The following is a 20,393-nucleotide window of genomic DNA, read 5'->3' on the forward strand; positions in this document are numbered from 1 at the left end:
TGCTGTCCATGTGTTGGAATTCCCGAAAGTGCTTCTGTTAGCATGGAGCGGGGAGGGCGCGAACTGGATTGGATTGCGCCAACGCGGTCTTAGCGATGGGCGGATCGCGCACCGCTCACATCCTAATGGCGCTCATCGCCGCCTTCGACAGTCACATGCGGGGGAGATCATCCGAAGCGGTTGGCCGGAACGCCGCGCACGCCGGGCTTGAGCGAGAACAGGCCGCCCTCGAAAGGGTTGGCGGCAAGATGCTCGGCGCTCATGGTGAAGCGCGCGGAGGTGACGAACAGCGTGTCGAGGTCCGCGCCGCCGAAAGCGCAGCTCGTCGGCCAGCTGCAGGGCAGCTCGACGATCCGGTCGAGTCTGCCGTCGGGCGAAATGCGCACGAGGCAGCTTCCGCCCACCACCCGGCAGTTCCAGACATAGCCCTCGGCGTCGAGGCATGAGCCGTCCGGCAGGCCGCGCTCGAAGCCGGCGAAGAAGGGACGCGCTTCGCCGAGCCGTCCAGCCTTCCGGTCCCAGTCATAGCTATAGAGCGCGTTCTTGATCGTGTCGGCGGTGATGAAGCGTCCGTCGGGCAGCCACACCATCGTGTTGGTGATGCCGAACCGGTCCTCGCTGAGGAGCCTCACATCGCCGTCTGGGCAGATCCGGTAGAGCTGGCCCTCATCGCTCGTGATCGCCACCGGTGCGTCGTCCGGCCCGATATTGTTGGCCATGGTGCCGACCCAGAACGACCCGTCCGGCGCGACCACGCCTTCGTTGAGCCGCGTGGCCGGCCGGTCGGCCTCGATCGTCGTGAACGTCCGGAACGGCCCGCCGAAATCCCAGAGCGCGATGTCCTTGCGCAGCCCGACGAGCGCGCCGCCATCGGCGCGCAATCCGATCGAGGTGACGAGGTCGCCCGTCGGCCAGCTTTCATGCGCTCCACTTGCCGGATCGAGCCGATGGATCCGGCGGCCGATGATGTCGACCCAGACCAGCCTGCCGACGCGCTCGTCCCATACCAGGCTCTCGCCGACCACGTCGCGCGCGTCGAACATAAGGCGGGCTTCCGTTCCGCTCATCGAGTCCCTCCAGGTCTGGAATTACGCTTGACACATATCTTTTGCGTGAATTATGAGCAATTCAATAATAACCTGTCATACAGGTTTTCGAGGGAGCGGAATGCAAGAGCAGACGGACCCACCGGATGAGCCGAGCCCTGGCCTAGTCAGCACCGCGATTCAGGCGATCACCCAGCACATCCGTTCCGAGGGCCTTGCGCCAGGCGATCCGCTGCCCAGCGAAGCCGCCATGACGCGCCAGCTCAATGTTTCGCGCACCGTCGTGCGCGAGGCCTTCCGCTCGCTGTCGGCGATGCGCCTGATCGATATGAGCGCCGGGCGCCGTGCCACCGTTGCCAAGCTCGACACCGGCGCGATGTCGATGGTGATCGAGCACGGCATCACCACCCAGCAGATCAGCGTGCAGCAGGTCTATGACGTCAGGCGCACCATCGAGATGCGCACCGTTGCGCTTGCCGCGCTGCGCCGCACCGACCATGAGGCGGCGGCCATTGGCCGATCGGCCCGGCTGATGCGCGAGAATTTCAGGAACCCGGAAGCCGTCATGGAGCATGACATCGCCTTCCACGAGGCGATCGCGGCGGCCTCGCACAATCCGGTCTTTTCGCTGATCGTCACCGCCTTCAGCGGCGTCACCCGCCGCACCTGGGTGATCGGGTGGCGCACCCGCTCCTCCGACGAAGCCCAACTCAAGATGATCAAGGGCCATGAGGACATAGCCGACGCCATCCTCAAGGGCGATCCGCGACTGGCCGCCGAGCACATGGCCGAGCATTTCGACAAGAGCGTCAAGGCGCTCATCGATGCGGGGATCGCCTAGAATGGGGGCAGCCCGATGAAGATCACCGCCATCGAAACAATCCGCATCGAGGAGCGACCGAACCTGCTCTGGGTCGAGGTCCATACCGACGAGGGCATCACCGGGCTCGGCGAGACGTTCTTTCTGTCGCGCACCGTCGAGGAGTATCTGCACGAGTATGTCGCGCCCAGGGTGATCGGCCGCGATCCGCTGCAGATCGACCTGCTCGCAGCCGACCTCGTCGGCTATCTCGGCTTCCGGTCCAGCGGTGCCGAGGTGCGCGGCAACTCGGCCTTCGACATCGCGCTGTGGGACATTTTCGGCAAGGCGACCGGCCAGCCGGTCGCGCAATTGCTCGGCGGCTTCAGCCGCCGTTCGATCCGCACCTACAACACCTGCGCCGGCACCGAATACATCAAGGACGCCAAGGGCCAGACGACGGCCAATTACGGCATCGGCGGCGGGCGGGACTATGACGACCTCAACAGCTTCCTCACCCGCGCCGGCGAACTGGCCGAGGAACTGCTGGAGGACGGCATCAGCGCCATGAAGATCTGGCCGTTCGACCACGCGGCCGAAAAGGCGCGCGGCAACGACATCTCGGCCGCCGACCTGAAGGCGGCCCTCGAACCATTTGAAAAGATTCGCAAAGCCGTCGGCGACAAGATGGACGTCATGGTCGAGTTCCACTCCATGTGGCAGCTCCTGCCGGCCATGAAGATCGCGCGCGCTCTGCAACCCTACGCGACTTACTGGCATGAGGACCCGATCCGCATGGACAGCCTCGGCGACCTCAAGCGCTACGCAGCCGCCAGCCCGGCGCCGATCTCGGCCTCGGAGACGCTGGGCAGCCGCTGGGCTTTTCGCGATCTATTGGAGACGGGAGCGGCCGGCATCGTCATGCTCGACATCTCCTGGTGCGGCGGCCTCTCGGAAGCGCGCAAGATCGCCTCGATGGCCGAGGCCTGGCGATTGCCGGTCGCGCCGCATGACTGCACCGGTCCGGTCGTGCTCGCCGCCTCGACGCATCTGTCGCTCAACGCGCCCAACGCGCTCGTCCAGGAAAGCGTGCGCGCCTTCTACCGCACCTGGTACCGCGACCTGGTGACCGTGCTGCCGGAGGTCAAGGACGGCATGATCACCGTGCCGCCCGGGCCGGGCTTGGGACTGGCGCTCAATCCGGACCTCGGCCGCGCCTACACCGTCCACCGTCGCGTCAGCGACAGGACAAGCATCTGAAGATCCAAAGGGAGGAACAGATATGAAGAAACTCACCGCAATGCTATTGCTCGGCGTCGCCCTGATCGGCGGCCAGTCCGTTGCCCGCGCCGACGGGCTCAACATCGTCTTCACCCATCATTCGTCGGCCTCGAACACGTTCTGGCAGGCGGTGAAGAAGGGTTTCGACGATGCCTGCGGCAAGGTTGAGGCGACCTGCAACATGGTCTTCACCCAGACCGAGGGCTCGGTCGAACAGCAGGTCGCGAACATGCGCGCAGCCCTTGCCGCCAAGCCTGACGCGCTTTTGACCTCCATCGTCGACGACCACGCCTTCGACGACGTCATCAAGGAGGCGCGCGACGCCGGCGTGCTGGTGATCGCCGTCAATGTCGACGACACCGAGGGCGCCAAGGGCAATGCGCGCCAGGCCTTCGTCGGCCAGGGCTTCAAGCCGGCCGGCTATTCGCTCGCCAAGGCGATTTCCGAGAGCTTCCCGAAGGACGGCCCGATCAAGGTTCTGGTCGGCATTTCGGCCCCCGGCCAGAACTGGTCGGAGAGCCGCGGCGCCGGGATCATGCAATTTCTCGAGGAGTACAAGGCCGCGCATAAAGACCGTGACGTGTCGTGGGAGCGCATCGACAGCGGCACCGATCTCGCCATCACCTCCGACCGCGTCGGCGCCTATCTGAACGCCCATCCCGACACCACGGCCTATTTCGACACCGGCTTCTGGTGCGCCGGCGTGGCGCGCGTGCTGGCCGATCGGGGCGTGGCGCCGGGCAAGGTGCTGCTCGGTGGCTTCGACCTCGTTCCGGAAGTGCTGCAGCAGATGCAGAAGGGTTATGTCCAGGCGCTGGTCGACCAGCAGCCCTACATGCAGGGCTTCATGCCGGTGATGGAGGCCTATCTGAACAAGAAGATCGGCCTTGCTCCTTCGGACATCGACACTGGCCAGGGCATCGTGCGGCCGAAGGAAGCCGACAGCATCATGGCGCTGTCTGCCCAGGGTATGCGCTGAGATCGCATGGCTTTGAGATTGGCCGAGACGCCCGTCACCGAAACGCTGGCGGGACAGCACCCCCTCTGTCCGGACGGACAGAGGGGGTGTGAAGGAACGCGGCGCCACAGTACTTTTCTCAATCATCGCACCGGAGCCTTTCGTTGAAGCGCCTGTTCAAGACCTATCTCGAAAAACCGGAGCTGGCCGGGCTGATCCTTCTGGTGCTGCTCATCATCCTGTTCCAGGTGCGCTCGCACGGCGTGTTCCTGAACGCCGACAATCTGCGCGGCATCCTCGGCATCCTGCCGGAGGCCGGCCTCGTCGCCATCGGCGTCACCATCCTGATGATCAGCGGCGAGTTCGATCTTTCGGTCGGCTCGGTCTTCGCGCTGATGCCGATGACCATGGCGGTGCTGATGGTGCATGGCGCCCCGTTCCCGCTGGCGTTGCTCGCCGGGCTGCTGGTCTGCGCGGCCATCGGTTTCATCAACGGCTACGTCACCATCCGCTTCGCGATCCCCAGCTTCATCACCACGCTCGGCATGCTGTTCATGGCGCGCTCGCTCACGGTCGTCGTCTCCGGCGGTTTCCCGCCGCTGCTGCCCATCGACCTGCCCAACTGGCTGTTTACCTCCTTTGTCGGCCCCGGCAACATGTTCCGCATGTCGTTCCTGTGGTTCGCGGCGGTTGCCGTGTTGACCTCGCTGATGCTCTCGCGCACCAATTTCGGCAACTGGATCAAGGCCACCGGCGGCTTCCTGCCGGCCGCCGCCTCGATGGGCATCCCGACCGCCAGGGTCAAGATCGTCTGCTTTATGCTGTGCTCGGTGCTTTCCGGCTTCGCGGGCATGCTGCAGGTGCTGCGGCTTGGCTCGCCGCTGCCCTCGATCGGCGAGGGGCTGGAATTGCAGGCGGTTGCCGCCGCTGTCATCGGCGGCGCGTCGCTCACCGGCGGCATCGGCACCGTGATGGGCGGGATCATCGGCACGACGCTGATCCGGGTCATCGACAACGGGCTGGTGCTCAGCCATGTCGACGCCAACTGGTTCAAATTCGCCATCGGCTTCCTGACCATCTTCGCCGTCGTCGCCAATGCCTGGATGCGCAAGCGCGCCAAGGCCATCAAGATGGAGGCTTAAGCCGTGGGTGACGCGATCATCTCGGTGCGCGACCTGCACAAATGGTATTCCGGCGTGCATGCGCTGAAGGGCGTGACTCTCGACTTCCGGCGCGGCGAGGCGCTCGGTCTCGTCGGCGACAACGGCGCCGGCAAGTCGACCTTGATCAACATCCTGTCCGGCGTCCACCGGGCGGACAAGGGTGAGATCAAGGTGGAGGGCAGGGAAGTCAGCATCGCAACCCCGCGCGACGCGATGGATCTCGGCATCGAGACCATTTACCAGTACAACTCCATGGTCCCCACCATGTCGATCGCCAGGAACCTGTTCATCGGCCGTGAGCCGACCCGGTTCTCGATCCTCGGCGTCGGCATCCTCGACCAGAAAAAGATGGCTGATGAGAGCATCCGCGCTATCGCCAATGTCGACCTGCATCTGCGCTCTCCCGACGCGCTCGTCGGAGAGCTGTCCGGCGGTCAGCGCCAGGGCGTCGCCATAGCGCGAGCCATGCATTTCAAGTCCAAGGTGATGATCCTCGACGAGCCGACCAACCATCTTTCGGTCAAGGAGACGAACAAGGTGATCGGCTTCGTGCGCGGCCTGAAGGAGCAGGGCGTGACAGGCGTCTTCATCAGCCACAATATGCACCACGTCTTCGACTGCTGCGACCGCGTCGTGGCGATGGCGCGCGGCGAAGTGGTGCTGGACAAGCGCGTCGCGGACACCTCGATCGACGAAGTCCACTCCGTTTTGTGAGGAGGAGCCGATGACGATGCTCGCTGGTCGCAAAGTGCTGCTGACGGGTGGCCTAGGCTCGCTTGGCCGGGCTCAGGCTGTGACGCTGGCGCGGGCCGGAGCGCGCGTTCTGGTGCTTGACCGTCCCGATGCCGCGAATGCGGTGGAGATCGTCGCCGGGCTGGCCGGTCAGGCCGGCGGCGATATCGCCTTCGTCGGCTGCGATCTCAACCATCTGGCCGCGGCGGAAGCCGCGGTTGCCGAGCTGGCGGCGAAGCAAGGCGGCATCGACATCCTGATCAACAACGCGGCGCTGATCATCAACCGGCCGTTCGAGGAATTCTCGCTCGCCGAGTATGAGGACCAGATCCGGGTCAACTCCTCGGCCGCCTTCGCGCTGGCGCGGGCTTGCGCGCCTGGCATGAAGGCCAAGGGCTACGGCAAGATCGTCAATTTCTGCTCGATCACGCTCAACGGCCGCTGGGATGGCTACGTGCCCTATGTCGCGTCGAAAGGCGCCATGCTTGGCCTCACCAAATCGCTGGCGCGCGAGCTGGGCCCGCATGGCATCAGGGTGAACGCCGTGTCGCCGGGCGCGGTGGTCTCGGAGGCGGAGGAGCGCGTCTTCGGCGACCGGTTGAAGGAATACAATGACTGGATCCTCGCGAACCAGAGCCTGAAGAAACGCATCGAGCCGGACAATGTCGCCGATCTCGTGCTGTTCCTCGTCTCGCCTGCCTCCGACATGATCAGCGGCCAGAACATCGCCGTCGACGGCGGCTGGTGAGAGATGGCCGGCGTGATCGAGCTGAATGACGGGCAGGCGAGGCTGGTCGTGGCGCCTGAAACGGGCGCGGCGATCGCCCGCTATGACGCGCTCGCCGCCGGCGCCGCGCCGGTTCCGCTCCTGAAGCCGGGGGATGGCGGTGGCGCTTCAGGCTGCCAGCTCCTTGTGCCGTGGTCGAACCGCATCTCCGGCGGCGGCTTCACTTTCGACGACCGCTTCCATGCCGTCGCGCCGAATGTGCCCGGCGAAGCCTTTCCGATCCATGGCGACGGTTTTCAGAAGCCTTGGCGGCTTGCCCGCCGCACCGACACCGAGGCGGAGCTCCTGCTCGACGAGGGCGCTATCGGGCCTTACCGTTATGCGGCCACCGTGACTTATGCGCTGCGCGAGGGCGCGCTGGAGGCGCGCCTCAGTGTCGAGAACCGCGCCGGCCTGCGCCTGCCATACGGTCTCGGTTTCCATCCCTGGTTTCCGCGCGGCGAGACAACCACGCTGCAGGCGAAGGCGAGGCGTGTCTGGCTGGAGGACGAGCGGCATCTCCCCGTCGGCGTCGTGCCGGTGAGTGAGCGCCCGACCTGGGATTTCGCGCAAGCCACGCCGCTGCCGCCGGCTTGGGTGAACAACGCCTTCGAGGGCTGGGACGGGCGCGCCACCATCGCCCAGCCGGAGCAGGGCGTCGCGGTCACGCTCGCCGCCTCGCCGGAGCTCGACGTCTACGTCCTTTATTCGCCGTCGCCGGATGCCGGCTTCTTCTGCTTCGAGCCGGTCTCGCATACCGTCGATGCGCATCACGGCGAGGGGCTGACGGTGCTCGGGCACGGGGAGACGATGAGCGCGGCGATGGGGCTGGAGTGGGCGGAAACCAATTGAGGGCGCTCCGACCTCACAGCTCCTTCTCCGCCAGTTTCCTGAACCCGTCCGGCACCGAGCGCGTGCCTTCCAGCGCCACCGTGCCATAGCCAACCGCCTCCCTGCCGAAGCGCTGGCGGATTTTGTCGATGGCGCGGTCGGCGCCGAAGCGGGCGAGACCCTTGCGGCTGCCGGGCTTCAGCTTCTCGTCCGCCAGGCCGAGCGGCAGTTCGAGCTGCAGTTCGGCTCCTTCCTCCAGATGCGAGACGGAGATCGCCAGCAGCGAGATGTCCCTCTCGCCCGGATGGGCGGCGAGCACGCCCCGAACCAGCTCCTCGGCGATCTCGGCGAGCATTGCCGTCGCCTGGATCGGTTGCTCCAGCGTGACGGAGCGGGTGACCGCGCGCATGTCGGCGAAGCGCACGCGCACCGTGACCGTGCGGCCGGGCCGGTCCTTGGCGCGCAACCGGCTGGCGACGCGGTCGGCCAGATGTAGGAGCGTCGGCACGAAGACGCGCGGCAGCGCGGGCTTGCGGCCAAGCGCCGACTGCGCGCCGGCGGAATGCGCTCGCCGATGCCTCTCGAGCTTCCGCGGGTCGCGGTTCCAGGCAAGGGCGGCGAGCTTCTGGCCGGCGGCATGGCCGATCAGCCGCTCCAGCGCGCCGCTATGGGTGCGCGCCAGTTGCCCGATCGTCTCGATGCCGATCTCGGCGAGCCTTGCCCTGGTCGCCGGGCCGACGCCCCACATCAGCGTGACGGGCAGGTCGTGCAGGAAGGCGAGCTCGCCGCCGGGCTCGACCATCACCAGCCCGTCGGGCTTCGCCACCTGCGAGGCGATCTTGGCGAGATGCTTCGTCCGCGCCACGCCGATCGAGATCGGCAGGCCGAGCTCTGCCTTCACCCGCTCGCGGATTTTTCGCGCGATCTCTTGCGGCGGCCCGAACAGATGCGTGCAGCCGGCGACGTCGGCGAAAGCCTCGTCGATCGAGATGCGCTCGACCAGCGGCGTGAAGTCGTCAAGCACCTTGATCGCCGCGTCGCCGAGCCGCTGGTATTCGCTGAAGCGTCCGCCCACGAAGATCAACTGTGGGCAGAGCTCGCGCGCCTTGCGGCCGGGCATGCCGCCGCGTACGCCGAAGACCTTGGCCTCATAGGAGGCCGCCAGCACCACGCCGCCGCCGACGGCGATCGGCTTGCCGCGCAGCGAAGGATCGAGCAACTGCTCGACCGACGCATAGAAGGCGTCGAGATCGGCATGCAGGATGGTGGGGGCAACTGAAGCGGCGTTCGTCCCGAGCATCCCGCGCTCCTGTCTGCGGCCCGCCGCCCTGCCGCGTTGCAGCATTAGATTTCTCTGTTGGAACAGGGCGGATTTCAGGAACAGACAGAGAACAAAAGAAGTCTCGTGTCAAGCACACGTAAGGCCGTTTCGTTTGTCTACGGGCAAACGAATGAGGTGCTTCATTCGAATGAATGAAACGGCGTTTGCACCTGCGAAAGGGATCGGAGCGACGGCTCGCCCCGATCCCACGGCATCGCCTGCCTTAGCGGCCGGTCTATGAGTCGTCCTACGCCGGCTTGGCATATTGTTCGGCACTGAAGACCTCGATGCATTGGAACGGCTGGTTGCCTTCGACCCAGGCGTCGTGGCCGGGCGGGATGGTGTAGGAAGAGCCGGCCTCGAAGGTCTTTTGCGTGCCGTCGGTCAGCCGCACCGTGATCGAGCCGGACACGACATAGCCGACATGCGAGACCTGGCAAGTGTCGGTCTTGACCACCGGCTTCACGCATTCCGACCATTTCCAGCCCGGCTGCATGTTCATCCGCGCGAGCGTGTAGCCCGGCAGCCGGACGATCTCGACACGCGTCTTGGCGGGCGCGCGGACCTCGTCTGGATTGTTGTGCGATTTGGATTCGAGCTTCGTCACATTCACAGCAGTTTCAGCCACGGCATCCTCCCATGTGTGAAGCGGCGCCTGACGTTGCGATCGTCGGCGACCGCTGTCTCATACATACGCCTTGTTATGAGGGTTCGCTAATATAATTGGAGGCACGCTCGGCCCTGAAGATTTTGGCGCTTCTTGTCGAAAGTTATTGCGGACCTGATCGCCGGGTGCTTTCCTGTTTTCGCGCTGGCACGGCGGTGGTTGAGGGACCCATCCGTTCTCGCCCGACAGGGAGAATTCGATGCGACCCTCGGCAACGATCAAGGCGATACCGTCGCGGCTTTTCGCAATCCCCATCAGCATGACGCCCACCTGCTCCAGCGCTGGCCGAACGCCGCGCCGGCGCGACATAGCGGGCGAGGGGACAAACTTTTGGGCGGGGATAATCAACACCACCAGGAGGAAACCGATGCTTGATCCAGCCGTGAAAGGCTATTCGCGCCCGCCGGTCATTGCCGCCCGTCGCGGCCCGCCGGCGCTTCGCCAATGCTGCGACAGCTATGTCTGTCCGGTCTGCAGCCAGGTCGTCGAACTGAAGGATTATCGCCAGGTGCTATGGCACCAGCAGCCCGGCCATCAGCAGATGGACGTCGAGGACTGAGTATCGGGCTCAATCGCTCGGACATACGGCGCGACTAGATGCTCGGTGTGAGATCTACCGTTCAGGAAACGGCCTGCGGTTCCCAAGAACACGCGGACCGAGAGTGAAGCAGCGAAAACCAACGCTTCGCCGGGCACTCGGCTGCATGCATATCAACGGTCTGGAACCATCTTCAGACTGAAGTCTCACCCATCGAACGCAGAGGCCCGAGACATCGATTTGTAAGAAACAAGAGGACATCAATTTCATTTGGTAGCAAGCCGCCGGACAAAGTCCCTTCATCGGCGGTTGACCACGGAGTGCCTGCCACTTCCTGCGATATGGCAGGCACTCCTTCCCTCGTGAACCCGGCAACATGATCGCGAACCTGTTTGCCGCGCTGCTTCTGGCGGTATTGATCGGCGGCGTCTTCCTCCTCTTCGGCAGGTCGCTCTGGCCACAACGCGATGCCGAGATGGTGATCCTCCTTCCGATCGACGCGACCGCGACAGGCTCGGTGCGCAGGGCCTGTCGAGCCGTGCCTGCCGGCCCGCTTCGATCTCAAGCTCGCGCCCGTCAGGTCACCCGATGAAGGCGGGCGGGGGAACCAGTCCGCGGCTCATGCCGTTGATTGAGCGAAGGGATGGCGCTGGCGGAGGCCGCCATGGGCAATTTTGAACTCATCGATCTTTTGTGCGTCATCGATGCATGCGCGAGCGACCCTTTGGCCGGGCGTGTCGTGCCGATGTCGAAGGCGGTCGAGGAATTGCGCGTGCTGACCGGCGATTTCGTCTCGTCGGATGAGGACGCGACCAACGCCTTGACACAGGTCGCGCTCGAGCGCGGCTGCGCGGTGCTCTTCGACGAGCAGGCGGGCGCGGATATCGTGGACCAGGCGTAATCTCCTGCAGACGGGAGACTGGCGCTCATTTCGCCAGGGTGATCATCCGGCCCGCATAGGCCGCCCGGCCTCCGAGTTCGGCCGTGCAATCCGACTTTACGGCCGAGTTCCCTATCATCGCTACAGTATCGCCGACCAGCCGCAGGCAACTGCCCTGGGCTGTCATATCCGAATTTCCGGTATAGGTGATGGCGGCGTCCGGAGCATAGATGAAGCCGCTCACCACCGAGCCGGATCCGCCGTTGAGCAACAGGGGCTGAGTATTGCCATGCGCCTGGAAGATGGTGATGCCGGCGTAAGGACCGCTCGTCGGCGGCGAGAGGTTCACTTGCTCGTTGGCGTTGATGGTGAGCTGCGAGTTCTCCATCAGGAAGATCGTCACGCCCTGGCCGCTCAGGCTGCCGTTGCCGCCCGGCTTTATGGTGACGTTGCGCATGATGTAGGTGCCAGGATTGAGGGTGACCTTTCCCGACAAGGTCTTGTCGCAATAGGTGCCCGGCGAGAGGGTCACCGTTTTGCCATTGGGCACCGGCAGGCAGAGCGTGTAGGCAGGCGGAACGACATCGGCCAGCGGATCGAACGAGGCATACTGCTTCTCTTGCGGCGCGCCGCAGGAAAGCGTGGCGTTGGGCGGCGTCAGCCCCTGCGTGCCGCCGACCGTCGAGACGCAGCCGGCGCTGAGGATCGCCGAACCTCCGCGGCTAACGGCGTCGGGCGCGTCCGAATTGGCCGCTATCACGCAGCCGTTCATCGTCACATCGGTCGAGCCCTGCAGGTTGACCGCGCCGTCGGCGTGCTGATCGAGCGCGAGCACGCAGGCTTGCGCGCCGGGTTTGAGCTTGACCGAGGCGGTGCGTGTCGCCTGCCAGGCCGGCATGCCACTGACGAAGGCCGGCCGGCTGATGCTCGACGACAGCGAGATGAAATAGGCGCCCGGACCGCCGCTTGCGCTGGCCTGGAAGGCGGCGAGGCTGCCCGACAGCTCCTGTGCGTCGGCTGCGCTCATATTGGCGGCGAAGAAGGTCTGGCCGAGCTGCTGCACGTCGCTCGCCGACATGCTCGCCTGATATTTCGTGCCGATCGCAAGGCCAGCCGCGTCCAGCGAGTTCTGCAACTGCGCGGCGTCGTCGCTCGTGCCTATCAGGTCGATGGATGCCGCGACGCCAAGCATAAGCGGCACCATGGCGACTGCGGCCGCGATCGCGAAGTTGCCGCGTCTCGATGCCAAAAAACGTCCCAACATGAGTCATCCTCGCCGATACGCGGTATGTGATATGCGCGCCGTCTCAACGAGCGATTTGCAAAAAAGATAAAATGCAGAAAATGCTAAAACATTAGCTTCTACAGATGGTTACGCCTTAAGTCCGATATGTGTTGGGCCTTAGGTCTGAGTCCGTGCGGCGCAAGGTAGGAACAAGGGAGCGCTGGAGGCCCACCGGCGCAAATCGAGCGAAATAATTAGGCATTCGTTCACATCGCAATGGTGACGTGGCGGCTGGGATAGCTTGGGTGCGCTCGGCCATGGCCTCTTCGGGTCGTTTCTTCAGACATCTTTTTTCTCGAATTTCTTTTCGACGCTTTTGCGAAGGCATGGGCGGCAATGTCGCGACCATATTCGCGCTCACCCTGCCGGTCGTCGTCGGCGGCGCGGGGCTCGGCGTCGAAACCTCCTATTGGTACTATTCGAGCCTGAAGCTGCAGGCGATCGCCGACGCGGCAGCTTATGCTGGGGCGTTGGAAAAGGTCCAGGGGTCCGACACCGCGGCGATCACGGCGGCTGCCACGTCATCGGCCGCCTCGAACGGGCTGGGCGGGGGCACCATCGTCGTCAACACGCCGCCCACTTCGGGGCCGAACACGGCCAAGAAGGCAGTGGAGGTCATCCTTAACCAGAATCTCGACCGGATGTTCACCTCCATCTTCACGCAGACAAAGGTGCCGGAGCGGGCGAGGGCGGTGGCCGTGATCACCGACGCTTCGAAGGCCTGCAACCTGGCGCTCAGTCAGTCGGCCTCGCAGGCAGTGCTCTATTCCGGCAGCACTAGCGTCAAGCTGACCGGCTGCGTCATCATGTCGAACTCTATTGCGAACGACGCCATCAAAGTGCAGGGCGCGGCGGGACTTCAGGCGGATTGCCTAATTTCGGCCGGCGGCATGGTGCTGAACAACCCGGTGACTACGGTATGCAAGGCCCCGATCACTCAGGCCCTGCCGGCGGCCGATCCGTTCGCCAGTCTGCCGGCGCCCGCGAGTAGCGGCTCCTGCCAGAACGTCAACAGTGGTAAGTCGACGCAAACAATCCAGCCCGGAACCTACTGCAATGGCATGAACCTCAACGGCAATGTCACGCTTTCTCCCGGCGTCTATGTCGTCCAGGGCAATTTGAAAATCAACGCGGGCGCGGTTGTCCAGGGCGACGGGGTAACCATCTACATGGCCGGCAGCAACACCGTCAGCATGAACGGCAACGCCACCGTGACACTGAGCGCGCCGACCTCGGGAACCTATTCGGGTGTGCTGTTCTACGGCGACAGGACGGGAACCGCGGCGCAGAGCACCTTCAACGGGACCGCGACCTCGCTTTTGACCGGTGCCATCTATTTTCCCAAGCAGCAGGTCAATTATCTTGGCAACTTCTCGGGTCAGAACGGCTGCACCCAGGTCGTTGCCGACACCATCCAATGGTCAGGCAATTCGACCATCAATCAGGACTGCTCGAGCCTTGGGATGAAGGACATTCCGGCGGCACAGTCGGTCGCGGTCGTCGAGTGAAACCTGTGGCCAGGCAACTCCTTACGGCCGTTCGCGACAAGACGGGCATAGCCGCGGTGGAGTTAGCGCTGGTCCTACCGGTCCTATGTGCAGTGTTGCTCGGAATCATAGACGGCTGGTCCTATGTCGCCAGTTCGCTATCGATGCGCGCCGGCGTGAAGACGGCAGCGAACTTTGTGATGGCAGGATCCGTCGATGACAGCGCGACCCAGACTGTCGCGCTGGCGAGCTGGGAGAACAAGCCTTCCGACGCGCAGGTCACGATCAGTCGCATCTATAAGTGCGGCACCACCGTGGTCGATGCATCGACCTTATGCAGTGGACCTAAAGCGCCGTCCGTCTACGTTCAGATTCAGGCGTCCGGCACCTGGATTCCGCCCTTCACCTTCGGCCCATACCCAGACAATACCGCAATCGGCCATGTGCAGGTGGTCCGTGTGCGCTGAACGAAGACTCCGGCGTTCGGCATTTGCGGCTAATGAAGCGGGCGGCGCCGGTCTGGAATTCGCGCTGATTGCGCCTTTCCTCATCATGCTCCTGTTCGGCATCTTCGCCTTCGGCTGGTCGATGAACAGCATATCAAGCGTGCGCTACGCCCTCGAAGCTTCCGCGCGTTCGCTGCAGCTCAACAACACGCTGACGCAGGCCGACATCCAGGCGGTCGCGACGCAGAAATTGCAGGCGCTCGGACTGCAGAATGTGAATGTCACCATCACCACCGATCCGGCGAGCGGCGGCTTCCGCATGGCGCATGTCAACGCCAGCTATGCCTTCGTCATCAGCTTCCCCTATTTCAGCAATTTCCCGATCAGCTACACCACCTCGGTGACCGTGCCGCTGGTGGGCAGTTAGGCAATTCCAGGAAAACCGTATGGGCGGTCGAGGCCAGATGCCGACTGCGCGAAGCTTTGACTCCTTCCGTCGAATACAGCTTTAAGGGCCAGAGCGGTCCGGCACACGCAGGATCGCCGAACCGCTGTAAGCCTTTTTGCGCAATTCCGGGCAGAACCGCTGGGCACTTTTTCTGGAATTGTTTAGCTGTGCCCGCTCAGGCTAGCAGCCTTCCGTTGTCGTTTTCATCTGGCCGGGAGCGTTCGATTTGGCGCTTGTGTCCTGCTGCCCAGGCGCTGCCTGCTTTGCGCTGCCGGCCTGCTGCCCGGGCGCGCAATCCTTCGCCGAATTCGGGTTGGTCGAATTCGTCGTCGTCTGGTCCGTGCCCTGGCTGCTAGGCATCGTGGTCGTGGTGGACGATGAAGACGAGGTGCCCGACGACGTGCCCGACTGGGCTGTGGCCAGGCCACAGGACAAAGCAACGAAGGCGGCGGTGAGAAGAATTCGGCTCATGATGACAATCCTTTTTGGAAATGTCCCTTCGCTTGTTTAACCCTGACCTTCGGGCAGAGTTCCGGGTGATGTATATGTTCCCGAACGCGGGGATTTCGCGGCTGCACTTACCTCTTCGGACCATGGTCCGGCGGGACAAGGGCCCTCATTGTTCCAAACGGCCCAAGGGCGCTAAGCCCTTTGTATTTTCGTTAGATTTCAAGCAGTTAGAGCGATTTTTCGCGAAAGCTGCCAACCGATGGCTGCTATGCTCTCATTTCACGACCGCGATTGCTTAAAGTTTATCCGACGCCGTTAGGAAATTCTCATAAGACGCTACCTAGCGGTTGGGCCATGCGTCGATTCATCTGCGGAGAAGCACAATGACGTTGCGAAAGACACTCCTGGCATCCCTTGCCATTCTTGCGCTCGCGGCCGCGCCGGCGCTTGCCGGCGCCGGCGGTAATGGTGGCGGCCACGGCAATGGCGGCAGCCATGGCGGCGGCAATGGCAATGGCGGCAACGGCAACGGCGGCAACGGCAACGGTGGTAATGGAAATGGCGGGGGCAGCGGCAAGAGCGGCGCCTCGCACGGCAAGTCGGCGTCGGCTCCGGGCCACAACAAGAGCGCCGATGCCAGCGTGTCGGATGACAGCTCGACCGACGACACGACAACTGACGATACGACAACGGCCGCCACGCCCAAGGAAAAGAACATCCACGCCAAGCTCGGCCGGCTGAACTCGCTGCAGCGCAACATCAACGCCTACATGAATTCCAAGAGCAAGAAGTTCGCCGGCATCCAGGCTTACGTCACACAGGCCGCGGCGGCCAAGAACGCTCAGGCCGCGCTCGACGCGGCGAACGCCCAACTGGCCGCCGACCAGAGCAAGCTCGCCGACCTCACTCAGCAGCTCGCTGATCTCAATGCGACGGACACAACGGGCTTCACGCCCGACCAGCAGGCGGCCCTCGATGCGCAGATTGCTGACGTTCAGGCGCAGATCGACGCGCAGAACACGGCAATCACGGCCGACAACCAAGCGGTCACCGATGCTCAGACTGCGGTTGACAACGCGCCCGCCCCCACCGACGCCTCGTTGGATACAGCTCTCACCGACATGGCCAACAAGCCGGTCGATGCCGACGTAACCGCCTGGGCCAAGGACACGCTGGCAGGCAAGATCGACGCCATTGCCGCCGCCACGGCGACCACAACGACGACAACCCCATAGGCGGGGCGAACCGACCAGAGGGTGAACGAAGACGCCACCGGGCCTCGCCCGGCGGCTTTTTTGGTATGTCGGCGACCGCGAATTCGCGGTCTCAGAAAGAAAAACGGCTCGCCTCGGACGAGGGGAGCCAAAGCGGGAGCCGCATTGTTGGGTGTCGGTGCCCGCTACAGGTTGCCACCTGTTTTCACGAATGGCCGGTGCTTTCTTGGACGATGAAAAGCAAGACTCCGGCCTTGCAGTGCGGGTGTTCGGGCGTTGCTGGTTTTCTTTCGCCAAAAGTATCGCATTCCGATACACTTATCGTTGACGTGGCCGGCCGGCAACACCTTTGATATTCGAGCCGCCAGCCAGACGGGATTGCGTCATGCCCTCGGCGGGGCGTTCTCGCAATCACCCTTGACGGGCTCAGCACCGGCCCGATGCGTCGGCGCGTCGGACCTCAATCGCCGTGTATCTAGTCTAGTGAAGCAGAACGCCAATGTAACCGTGCGCTCCCTGTTCTTGCCCGCCATGGTGCATGGCTTCAGACCCCGCCCCCGGCGAACCGAGCCCAGCTATGGGGAGTTAAGAAGACGACAGTCGATTCCTCGGGGGATGTAGCTGTCCTTCATCGAGCCCGCCACTGGTTCAGCGCCAGTAGGCGGGCTTTTGACGGTCGGTCTAATCGGCGTGATCGAGGAGGCGGGTGGCATCGGCTCGCTCTCCGCCGCGTTTCATCCCGGCGTGATCGATGCCTTCGACGGTTATGGCGAATGTTCCGTTCTCGGTCCTGCCGATGAAGCCCTTCGCCTTCAGGTACCACAGATGGAATTCCAGGTGCTCGCGAGGGCAGCCCGACAGGCGTTCGAGCTCTTCGTCGCCGATGCCCGGATTGTTGACGTCCCGCCGGCGCCTCACATAGAGAAGCGACAGCAGATTGGCCTGGATAACGCTATCCCTCTCCATGCCGCCGCCGTCGCGCGCTCCTTCCGTGAGTTCGTGGCGAAGGCCCAGATGCTCGCGATAAAGGATATCGTACTGTGCCCGTTTGACCGGATCGCGAAGTGTATTGTGGGCTTCCACGATCTCGCTGAAGCGCGATTCATTGCCGGTTTCCCGATTGTCGGGATGATAGCGCATGGCAAAGTAGCGGAAGATCCGCTCGATGGTCTCAGAATTGGCGTTCGGGCTTATTTCCAGAAGTTCGTAGTAGTCGATGAACATGTAATCGTGCTTCCGAAATTACGGAAACCACTCCCCATGCCAAGCATTGCCCAAATGTCGCGCGCTTGCAAGGCGCGCCTGGGCTGAAGACCGGACGCTGAAGCGCATGTGTTTTCGCCAGCCGGCCGGACGGGAAGGGATGTCCTGGTCGGCGCGTTTTGTTCGCGGCGCCCGATCGGCGAAAGGCTTGCTCTGCCGCGCGGATTGGAAGGCTTACGGGATCGAATCGCTATCGCGGTGGAATAAATCCCGCACTCTGCTACGTTAACCATGTTTGAAATTCAGGTGGCAACCTGGATGGGAGCCGATCTCAAGCCCGGCTCTCTTTTTGGCTCGCCTCGAGAGAGGCGAGCCTTTTTTCACAAAGTCGCCGACCCGCCTTGCAGCTTTCGCCCGAAAGCGGCACCGACTTAGGTGCGCCATGGCTAATATGGCTTACAGGATGTAGACTTCGTAGAGTCGGGTTTACAGAGGCATTGGGAGGACAACAAATGCCACGCGTATCGGACCTCTTCTTCAAGACGGCCATCGTCTTTCTCATCCTGGGCGTCGCCGCCGGGCTGCAGATGGCGATTTCGGGCGATCACGGCGCCTTCCCGGCGCATGCTCACATCAACCTTCTTGGCTGGGTCACCAGCGCCATCTTCGGCGGCTACTACGCGCTCAACCCGGCCAAGGCCGAGCGCCGCATCGCCATGATCCATTATGGCCTCTATACGGTCGGCATCGTGATCATGTTGCCGGCGCTCTACTGGATGCTGGCGGCAGGCCATCCGGAGATCGAGCCGGTCGTGGCAACAGGCTCGCTGATCGTCGCCGCCGCAGTGCTGGTCTTTGGCTTCGTCGTCTTCTCGTCTTCGGAAACGGTGCGCTCAGCCTCACCGGCTGCCGCGCGCTAGCCTAGCTCGGCAAACCTGGCAGGATTGCAGCCAGCCCGGGCTGCAGTTCCGGCGACTGCAAGCCTGCCGTTGCGTTGCGCCGCAGTAATTTCGGCAAAGGCGGCCGCCGGCGGCGTGCAGGTTGCCGGCGCTTCGAGGCCTTGACGCCGAGCCGTAGACCGGCTCCTGCGTTCGAGCAAAGAATACGACGTGCCGGCTATTGCAGCGCGGCCGTCTCTCGAAAGGAAAAAAGGTGGATAGGTCGCGGCCGCGAGGTGCCACGCAAGTGATTAGGGAAGCAGTTTCGGGAAAAGCCGCAAGATGAGAGCGTGGATGATGCCGTCGCGTTCGAACGGGCCGGGTATCTTCGCAGGCGCCGAGGTTGCTTCCGCCTTGCCTTCGTCGCTCACGCGGGTCTCGTCGTGCACGAGCCAGAGCACGGCCACGAAATAACCGGCCTGCAGAACCACGGCCGCCAGGAACGTCCAGCTGATCGCCACCCAGACAGATCCCGTGGACATGAAGGTCCAGCCGAGGATGACCAGAAGCGTTGCCACCATTCCCACAAGAAACTGCGGAAAATACATTTGCCCAACCGAGCGCCCCGACCAAATCCGATCGTCGACGATCTCGCCCATGTCTCTACCCATCGTGACCCATGCACCTTTTCCCGGAGGACCGCAAGCTTGAACGATTTGCCGGCGGGCCTATCGCCCTTTCGTCCGGCCCCGATAGGGACGACGGACGCAAGACTTCCGTTGTGACAACTGTGAATTGCGCCGGATCGTTCCCTCGGCAACGGGATTCAACGCATATCTAACAAACTGCAGTGCATGTGCAGGCGGATGCCGGGCGTATTCGGATGTCTTTCTCCCACGCAAAAGGCCCGCCGGCTGGGCGGGCCCCTATTCGCTATGCTGGCCGGATCAGCTCAGGATCACGACGATCTTATAGGTGTCCGGGTCGACAATGACGATGCGTCCGTCGGCCAACACGAAATACTCATAACTCTCGTAAGCCGGAACGATCTTGACGATACGGGCCGGCAGGCGATGCAGACGCACCTTGTGGCGCGGCACCTCGACGCCGACGGAGATTTCGAAGCTGACATCGCGAACCGGCTCGACATGGGTCTCATGAATGACCTGCGTGATCTGCGTCTTCTGCTCCACCGTCACATTGTTGATCGAGGCCGTCTTGTTCTGGTCGGTCTCGACATTGGTGTTGCCCTGGGCGTTCTGCTCCGTCTGCATCTTGGTAGTGCCCTGAGCATTCTGCTCGGTGGTTGTGCCGGTCTTGCCCTGGGCGTCCTGCTGGGTCTGCATCTTGGTATTGCCGCCCTGAGCGTTCTGCTCGGTGGTTGTGCCAGTCTTACCCTGGGCCTGCTGATCGGTCTGGGTCTTCGTCTTGTCCTGGGCATTCTGCTGGGTGGTCGTGCCGGTCTTGGTCTGGGCGTTCTGCTCGGTCTGCATCTTGGTGCTGCCCTGAGCGTTCTGCTCGGTGGTGCCGGTCTTGCCCTGCGCCTGCTGCTTCTTCTTCAACTGCGTGTTGTCCTGGGCGTTTTGGTCGGTGCTGGTGCCGGCCTGACCCTGGGCCTGTTCATCGGTTTTCATCTTGGCCTTGCCCTGGGCCTGCTCTTCGGCGTTGGCGCCGGCCTTGCCTTGGGCGTTCTGCTGAGTTTGCGACTTCATCTCGCCCTGGGCCTGGCCGCCGGCCTTGCCGCCCTTCTGGCAGTCGGCCGCGCCGGCCGCGCAATTGTTATCGCCGCCGCTCGGCTGCACGGATTCGGTTTGCGCCATCGCGGCGCCGCAACCGACGCCGAGCGCGATCATGCTTGTGATCAGCAGGTGTTTCATTGGATTTTCTCCTCGGAAAGTCGGTCCCTTCGCATGGGTAACCCCGCCCGTAACGCATTGTTCCGAAATTGCCGCGCCGGGCAAAGACGATGATTTCGCGGAAGACGGCGGCAGTTGTTTTGC

Annotated in this window: 23 protein-coding genes; 16 read left to right on the top strand and 7 right to left on the bottom strand. The window is 63.4% G+C overall.

All coding sequences use genetic code 11. The features are described from left to right. Nucleotides 1-167: 167 nt before the first annotated feature. Complete coding sequence (locus tag P9273_RS18155) at nt 168-1,067, bottom strand: SMP-30/gluconolactonase/LRE family protein (RefSeq protein ID WP_278050141.1); 900 nt, start codon at nt 1,065-1,067, stop codon at nt 168-170. 100 nt (nt 1,068-1,167) lie between these two features. Between P9273_RS18155 and P9273_RS18160 the strand changes: the two genes are divergently transcribed. From P9273_RS18160 to P9273_RS18190, 7 genes are all read left to right on the top strand, one after another. After that, the gene (locus P9273_RS18160) at nt 1,168-1,887 is read left to right on the top strand and encodes a FadR/GntR family transcriptional regulator (RefSeq protein WP_278050142.1); all 720 of its coding nucleotides are present in this window, start codon (nt 1,168-1,170) and stop codon (nt 1,885-1,887) included. Between the two features lie 15 nt (nt 1,888-1,902). After that, a complete protein-coding gene (locus P9273_RS18165) occupies nt 1,903-3,105 on the top strand; it encodes a mandelate racemase/muconate lactonizing enzyme family protein (RefSeq protein ID WP_278050143.1) in 1,203 nt (400 codons plus the stop codon). Nucleotides 3,106-3,127: 22 nt separating this feature from the next. After that, nucleotides 3,128-4,105, top strand: coding sequence for a sugar ABC transporter substrate-binding protein (locus tag P9273_RS18170; RefSeq protein WP_041001500.1), 978 nt, complete (start codon nt 3,128-3,130; stop codon nt 4,103-4,105). Nucleotides 4,106-4,248: 143 nt separating this feature from the next. Beyond that, a complete protein-coding gene (locus tag P9273_RS18175; RefSeq protein WP_041001498.1) occupies nt 4,249-5,226 on the top strand; it encodes an ABC transporter permease in 978 nt (325 codons plus the stop codon). A 3-nt stretch (nt 5,227-5,229) separates the two neighbouring features. Next, nucleotides 5,230-5,961: an ATP-binding cassette domain-containing protein gene (locus tag P9273_RS18180; protein WP_278050144.1), complete on the top strand. Its 732-nt coding sequence runs from the start codon at nt 5,230-5,232 to the stop codon at nt 5,959-5,961. Nucleotides 5,962-5,971: 10 nt separating this feature from the next. After that, on the top strand, nt 5,972-6,727 hold the full coding sequence (locus tag P9273_RS18185) for an SDR family oxidoreductase (RefSeq protein ID WP_041001494.1): 756 nt from the start codon (nt 5,972-5,974) through the stop codon (nt 6,725-6,727). Between the two features lie 3 nt (nt 6,728-6,730). Then, nucleotides 6,731-7,597: an aldose 1-epimerase gene (locus P9273_RS18190; protein ID WP_278050145.1), complete on the top strand. Its 867-nt coding sequence runs from the start codon at nt 6,731-6,733 to the stop codon at nt 7,595-7,597. A gap of 13 nt (nt 7,598-7,610) precedes the next feature. On the opposite strand, the gene dinB is transcribed toward P9273_RS18190, so the two are convergent. Both dinB and P9273_RS18200 read right to left on the bottom strand, forming a co-directional pair. Continuing rightward, the gene (gene dinB / locus P9273_RS18195; RefSeq protein ID WP_278050146.1) at nt 7,611-8,876 is read right to left on the bottom strand and encodes a DNA polymerase IV; all 1,266 of its coding nucleotides are present in this window, start codon (nt 8,874-8,876) and stop codon (nt 7,611-7,613) included. 268 nt (nt 8,877-9,144) lie between these two features. Continuing rightward, nucleotides 9,145-9,525, bottom strand: coding sequence for a cupin domain-containing protein (locus tag P9273_RS18200; protein WP_278050147.1), 381 nt, complete (start codon nt 9,523-9,525; stop codon nt 9,145-9,147). Nucleotides 9,526-9,931: 406 nt separating this feature from the next. Here P9273_RS18200 and P9273_RS18205 point away from each other — a divergent pair, with 406 nt between their 5' ends. The 3 genes from P9273_RS18205 (at nt 9,932) to P9273_RS18215 (ending at nt 11,003) form a co-directional block, all read left to right on the top strand. Then, complete coding sequence (locus P9273_RS18205; RefSeq protein ID WP_278050148.1) at nt 9,932-10,123, top strand: hypothetical protein; 192 nt, start codon at nt 9,932-9,934, stop codon at nt 10,121-10,123. A 355-nt stretch (nt 10,124-10,478) separates the two neighbouring features. Continuing rightward, nucleotides 10,479-10,694, top strand: a complete 216-nt coding sequence (locus P9273_RS18210) for a hypothetical protein (protein WP_278050149.1) — start codon at nt 10,479-10,481, stop codon at nt 10,692-10,694. Between the two features lie 72 nt (nt 10,695-10,766). After that, nucleotides 10,767-11,003 carry a hypothetical protein gene (locus tag P9273_RS18215; RefSeq protein ID WP_278050150.1) on the top strand — a complete coding sequence of 79 codons (237 nt, stop codon included), beginning with the start codon at nt 10,767-10,769 and terminating at the stop codon, nt 11,001-11,003. A gap of 25 nt (nt 11,004-11,028) precedes the next feature. Here the strand turns inward: P9273_RS18215 and P9273_RS18220 are convergent, their stop codons facing one another. Continuing rightward, nucleotides 11,029-12,246: a TadE/TadG family type IV pilus assembly protein gene (locus tag P9273_RS18220; protein ID WP_278050151.1), complete on the bottom strand. Its 1,218-nt coding sequence runs from the start codon at nt 12,244-12,246 to the stop codon at nt 11,029-11,031. Nucleotides 12,247-12,593: 347 nt separating this feature from the next. On the opposite strand from P9273_RS18220, the gene P9273_RS18225 reads away from it, so the two are divergent. From P9273_RS18225 to P9273_RS18245, 5 genes are all read left to right on the top strand, one after another. Beyond that, the gene (locus tag P9273_RS18225) at nt 12,594-13,775 is read left to right on the top strand and encodes a pilus assembly protein TadG-related protein (RefSeq protein WP_278050152.1); all 1,182 of its coding nucleotides are present in this window, start codon (nt 12,594-12,596) and stop codon (nt 13,773-13,775) included. A 5-nt stretch (nt 13,776-13,780) separates the two neighbouring features. Then, entirely contained in the window at nt 13,781-14,221 is a 441-nt protein-coding gene (locus P9273_RS18230) for a TadE/TadG family type IV pilus assembly protein (protein WP_278050153.1), read from the top strand. Next, nucleotides 14,211-14,627, top strand: coding sequence for a TadE/TadG family type IV pilus assembly protein (locus P9273_RS18235; protein WP_278050154.1), 417 nt, complete (start codon nt 14,211-14,213; stop codon nt 14,625-14,627). The genes P9273_RS18230 and P9273_RS18235 overlap by 11 nt, the downstream gene beginning before the upstream one ends. A gap of 247 nt (nt 14,628-14,874) precedes the next feature. Beyond that, complete coding sequence (locus tag P9273_RS18240) at nt 14,875-15,159, top strand: hypothetical protein (protein ID WP_278050155.1); 285 nt, start codon at nt 14,875-14,877, stop codon at nt 15,157-15,159. A 322-nt stretch (nt 15,160-15,481) separates the two neighbouring features. Continuing rightward, the gene (locus tag P9273_RS18245; RefSeq protein WP_278050156.1) at nt 15,482-16,333 is read left to right on the top strand and encodes a hypothetical protein; all 852 of its coding nucleotides are present in this window, start codon (nt 15,482-15,484) and stop codon (nt 16,331-16,333) included. A gap of 660 nt (nt 16,334-16,993) precedes the next feature. Here the strand turns inward: P9273_RS18245 and P9273_RS18250 are convergent. Next, nucleotides 16,994-17,536, bottom strand: coding sequence for a J domain-containing protein (locus tag P9273_RS18250; protein ID WP_278050157.1), 543 nt, complete (start codon nt 17,534-17,536; stop codon nt 16,994-16,996). Between the two features lie 491 nt (nt 17,537-18,027). Between P9273_RS18250 and P9273_RS18255 the strand changes: the two genes are divergently transcribed. Continuing rightward, entirely contained in the window at nt 18,028-18,435 is a 408-nt protein-coding gene (locus P9273_RS18255) for a hypothetical protein (RefSeq protein ID WP_041001474.1), read from the top strand. Between the two features lie 269 nt (nt 18,436-18,704). Here P9273_RS18255 and P9273_RS18260 read toward each other — a convergent pair whose 3' ends face one another. After that, nucleotides 18,705-19,052 (bottom strand): exopolysaccharide production repressor protein, encoded by a 348-nt coding sequence (locus tag P9273_RS18260; protein WP_278050158.1) that lies wholly within the window; start codon nt 19,050-19,052, stop codon nt 18,705-18,707. Between the two features lie 288 nt (nt 19,053-19,340). Beyond that, on the bottom strand, nt 19,341-20,270 hold the full coding sequence (locus P9273_RS18265) for a DUF1236 domain-containing protein (protein WP_041001470.1): 930 nt from the start codon (nt 20,268-20,270) through the stop codon (nt 19,341-19,343). Between the last annotated feature and the right edge of the window lie 123 nt (nt 20,271-20,393).

It is taken from the genome of Mesorhizobium sp. WSM4935 (assembly GCF_029625735.1).
Lineage (GTDB): Bacteria > Pseudomonadota > Alphaproteobacteria > Rhizobiales > Rhizobiaceae > Mesorhizobium.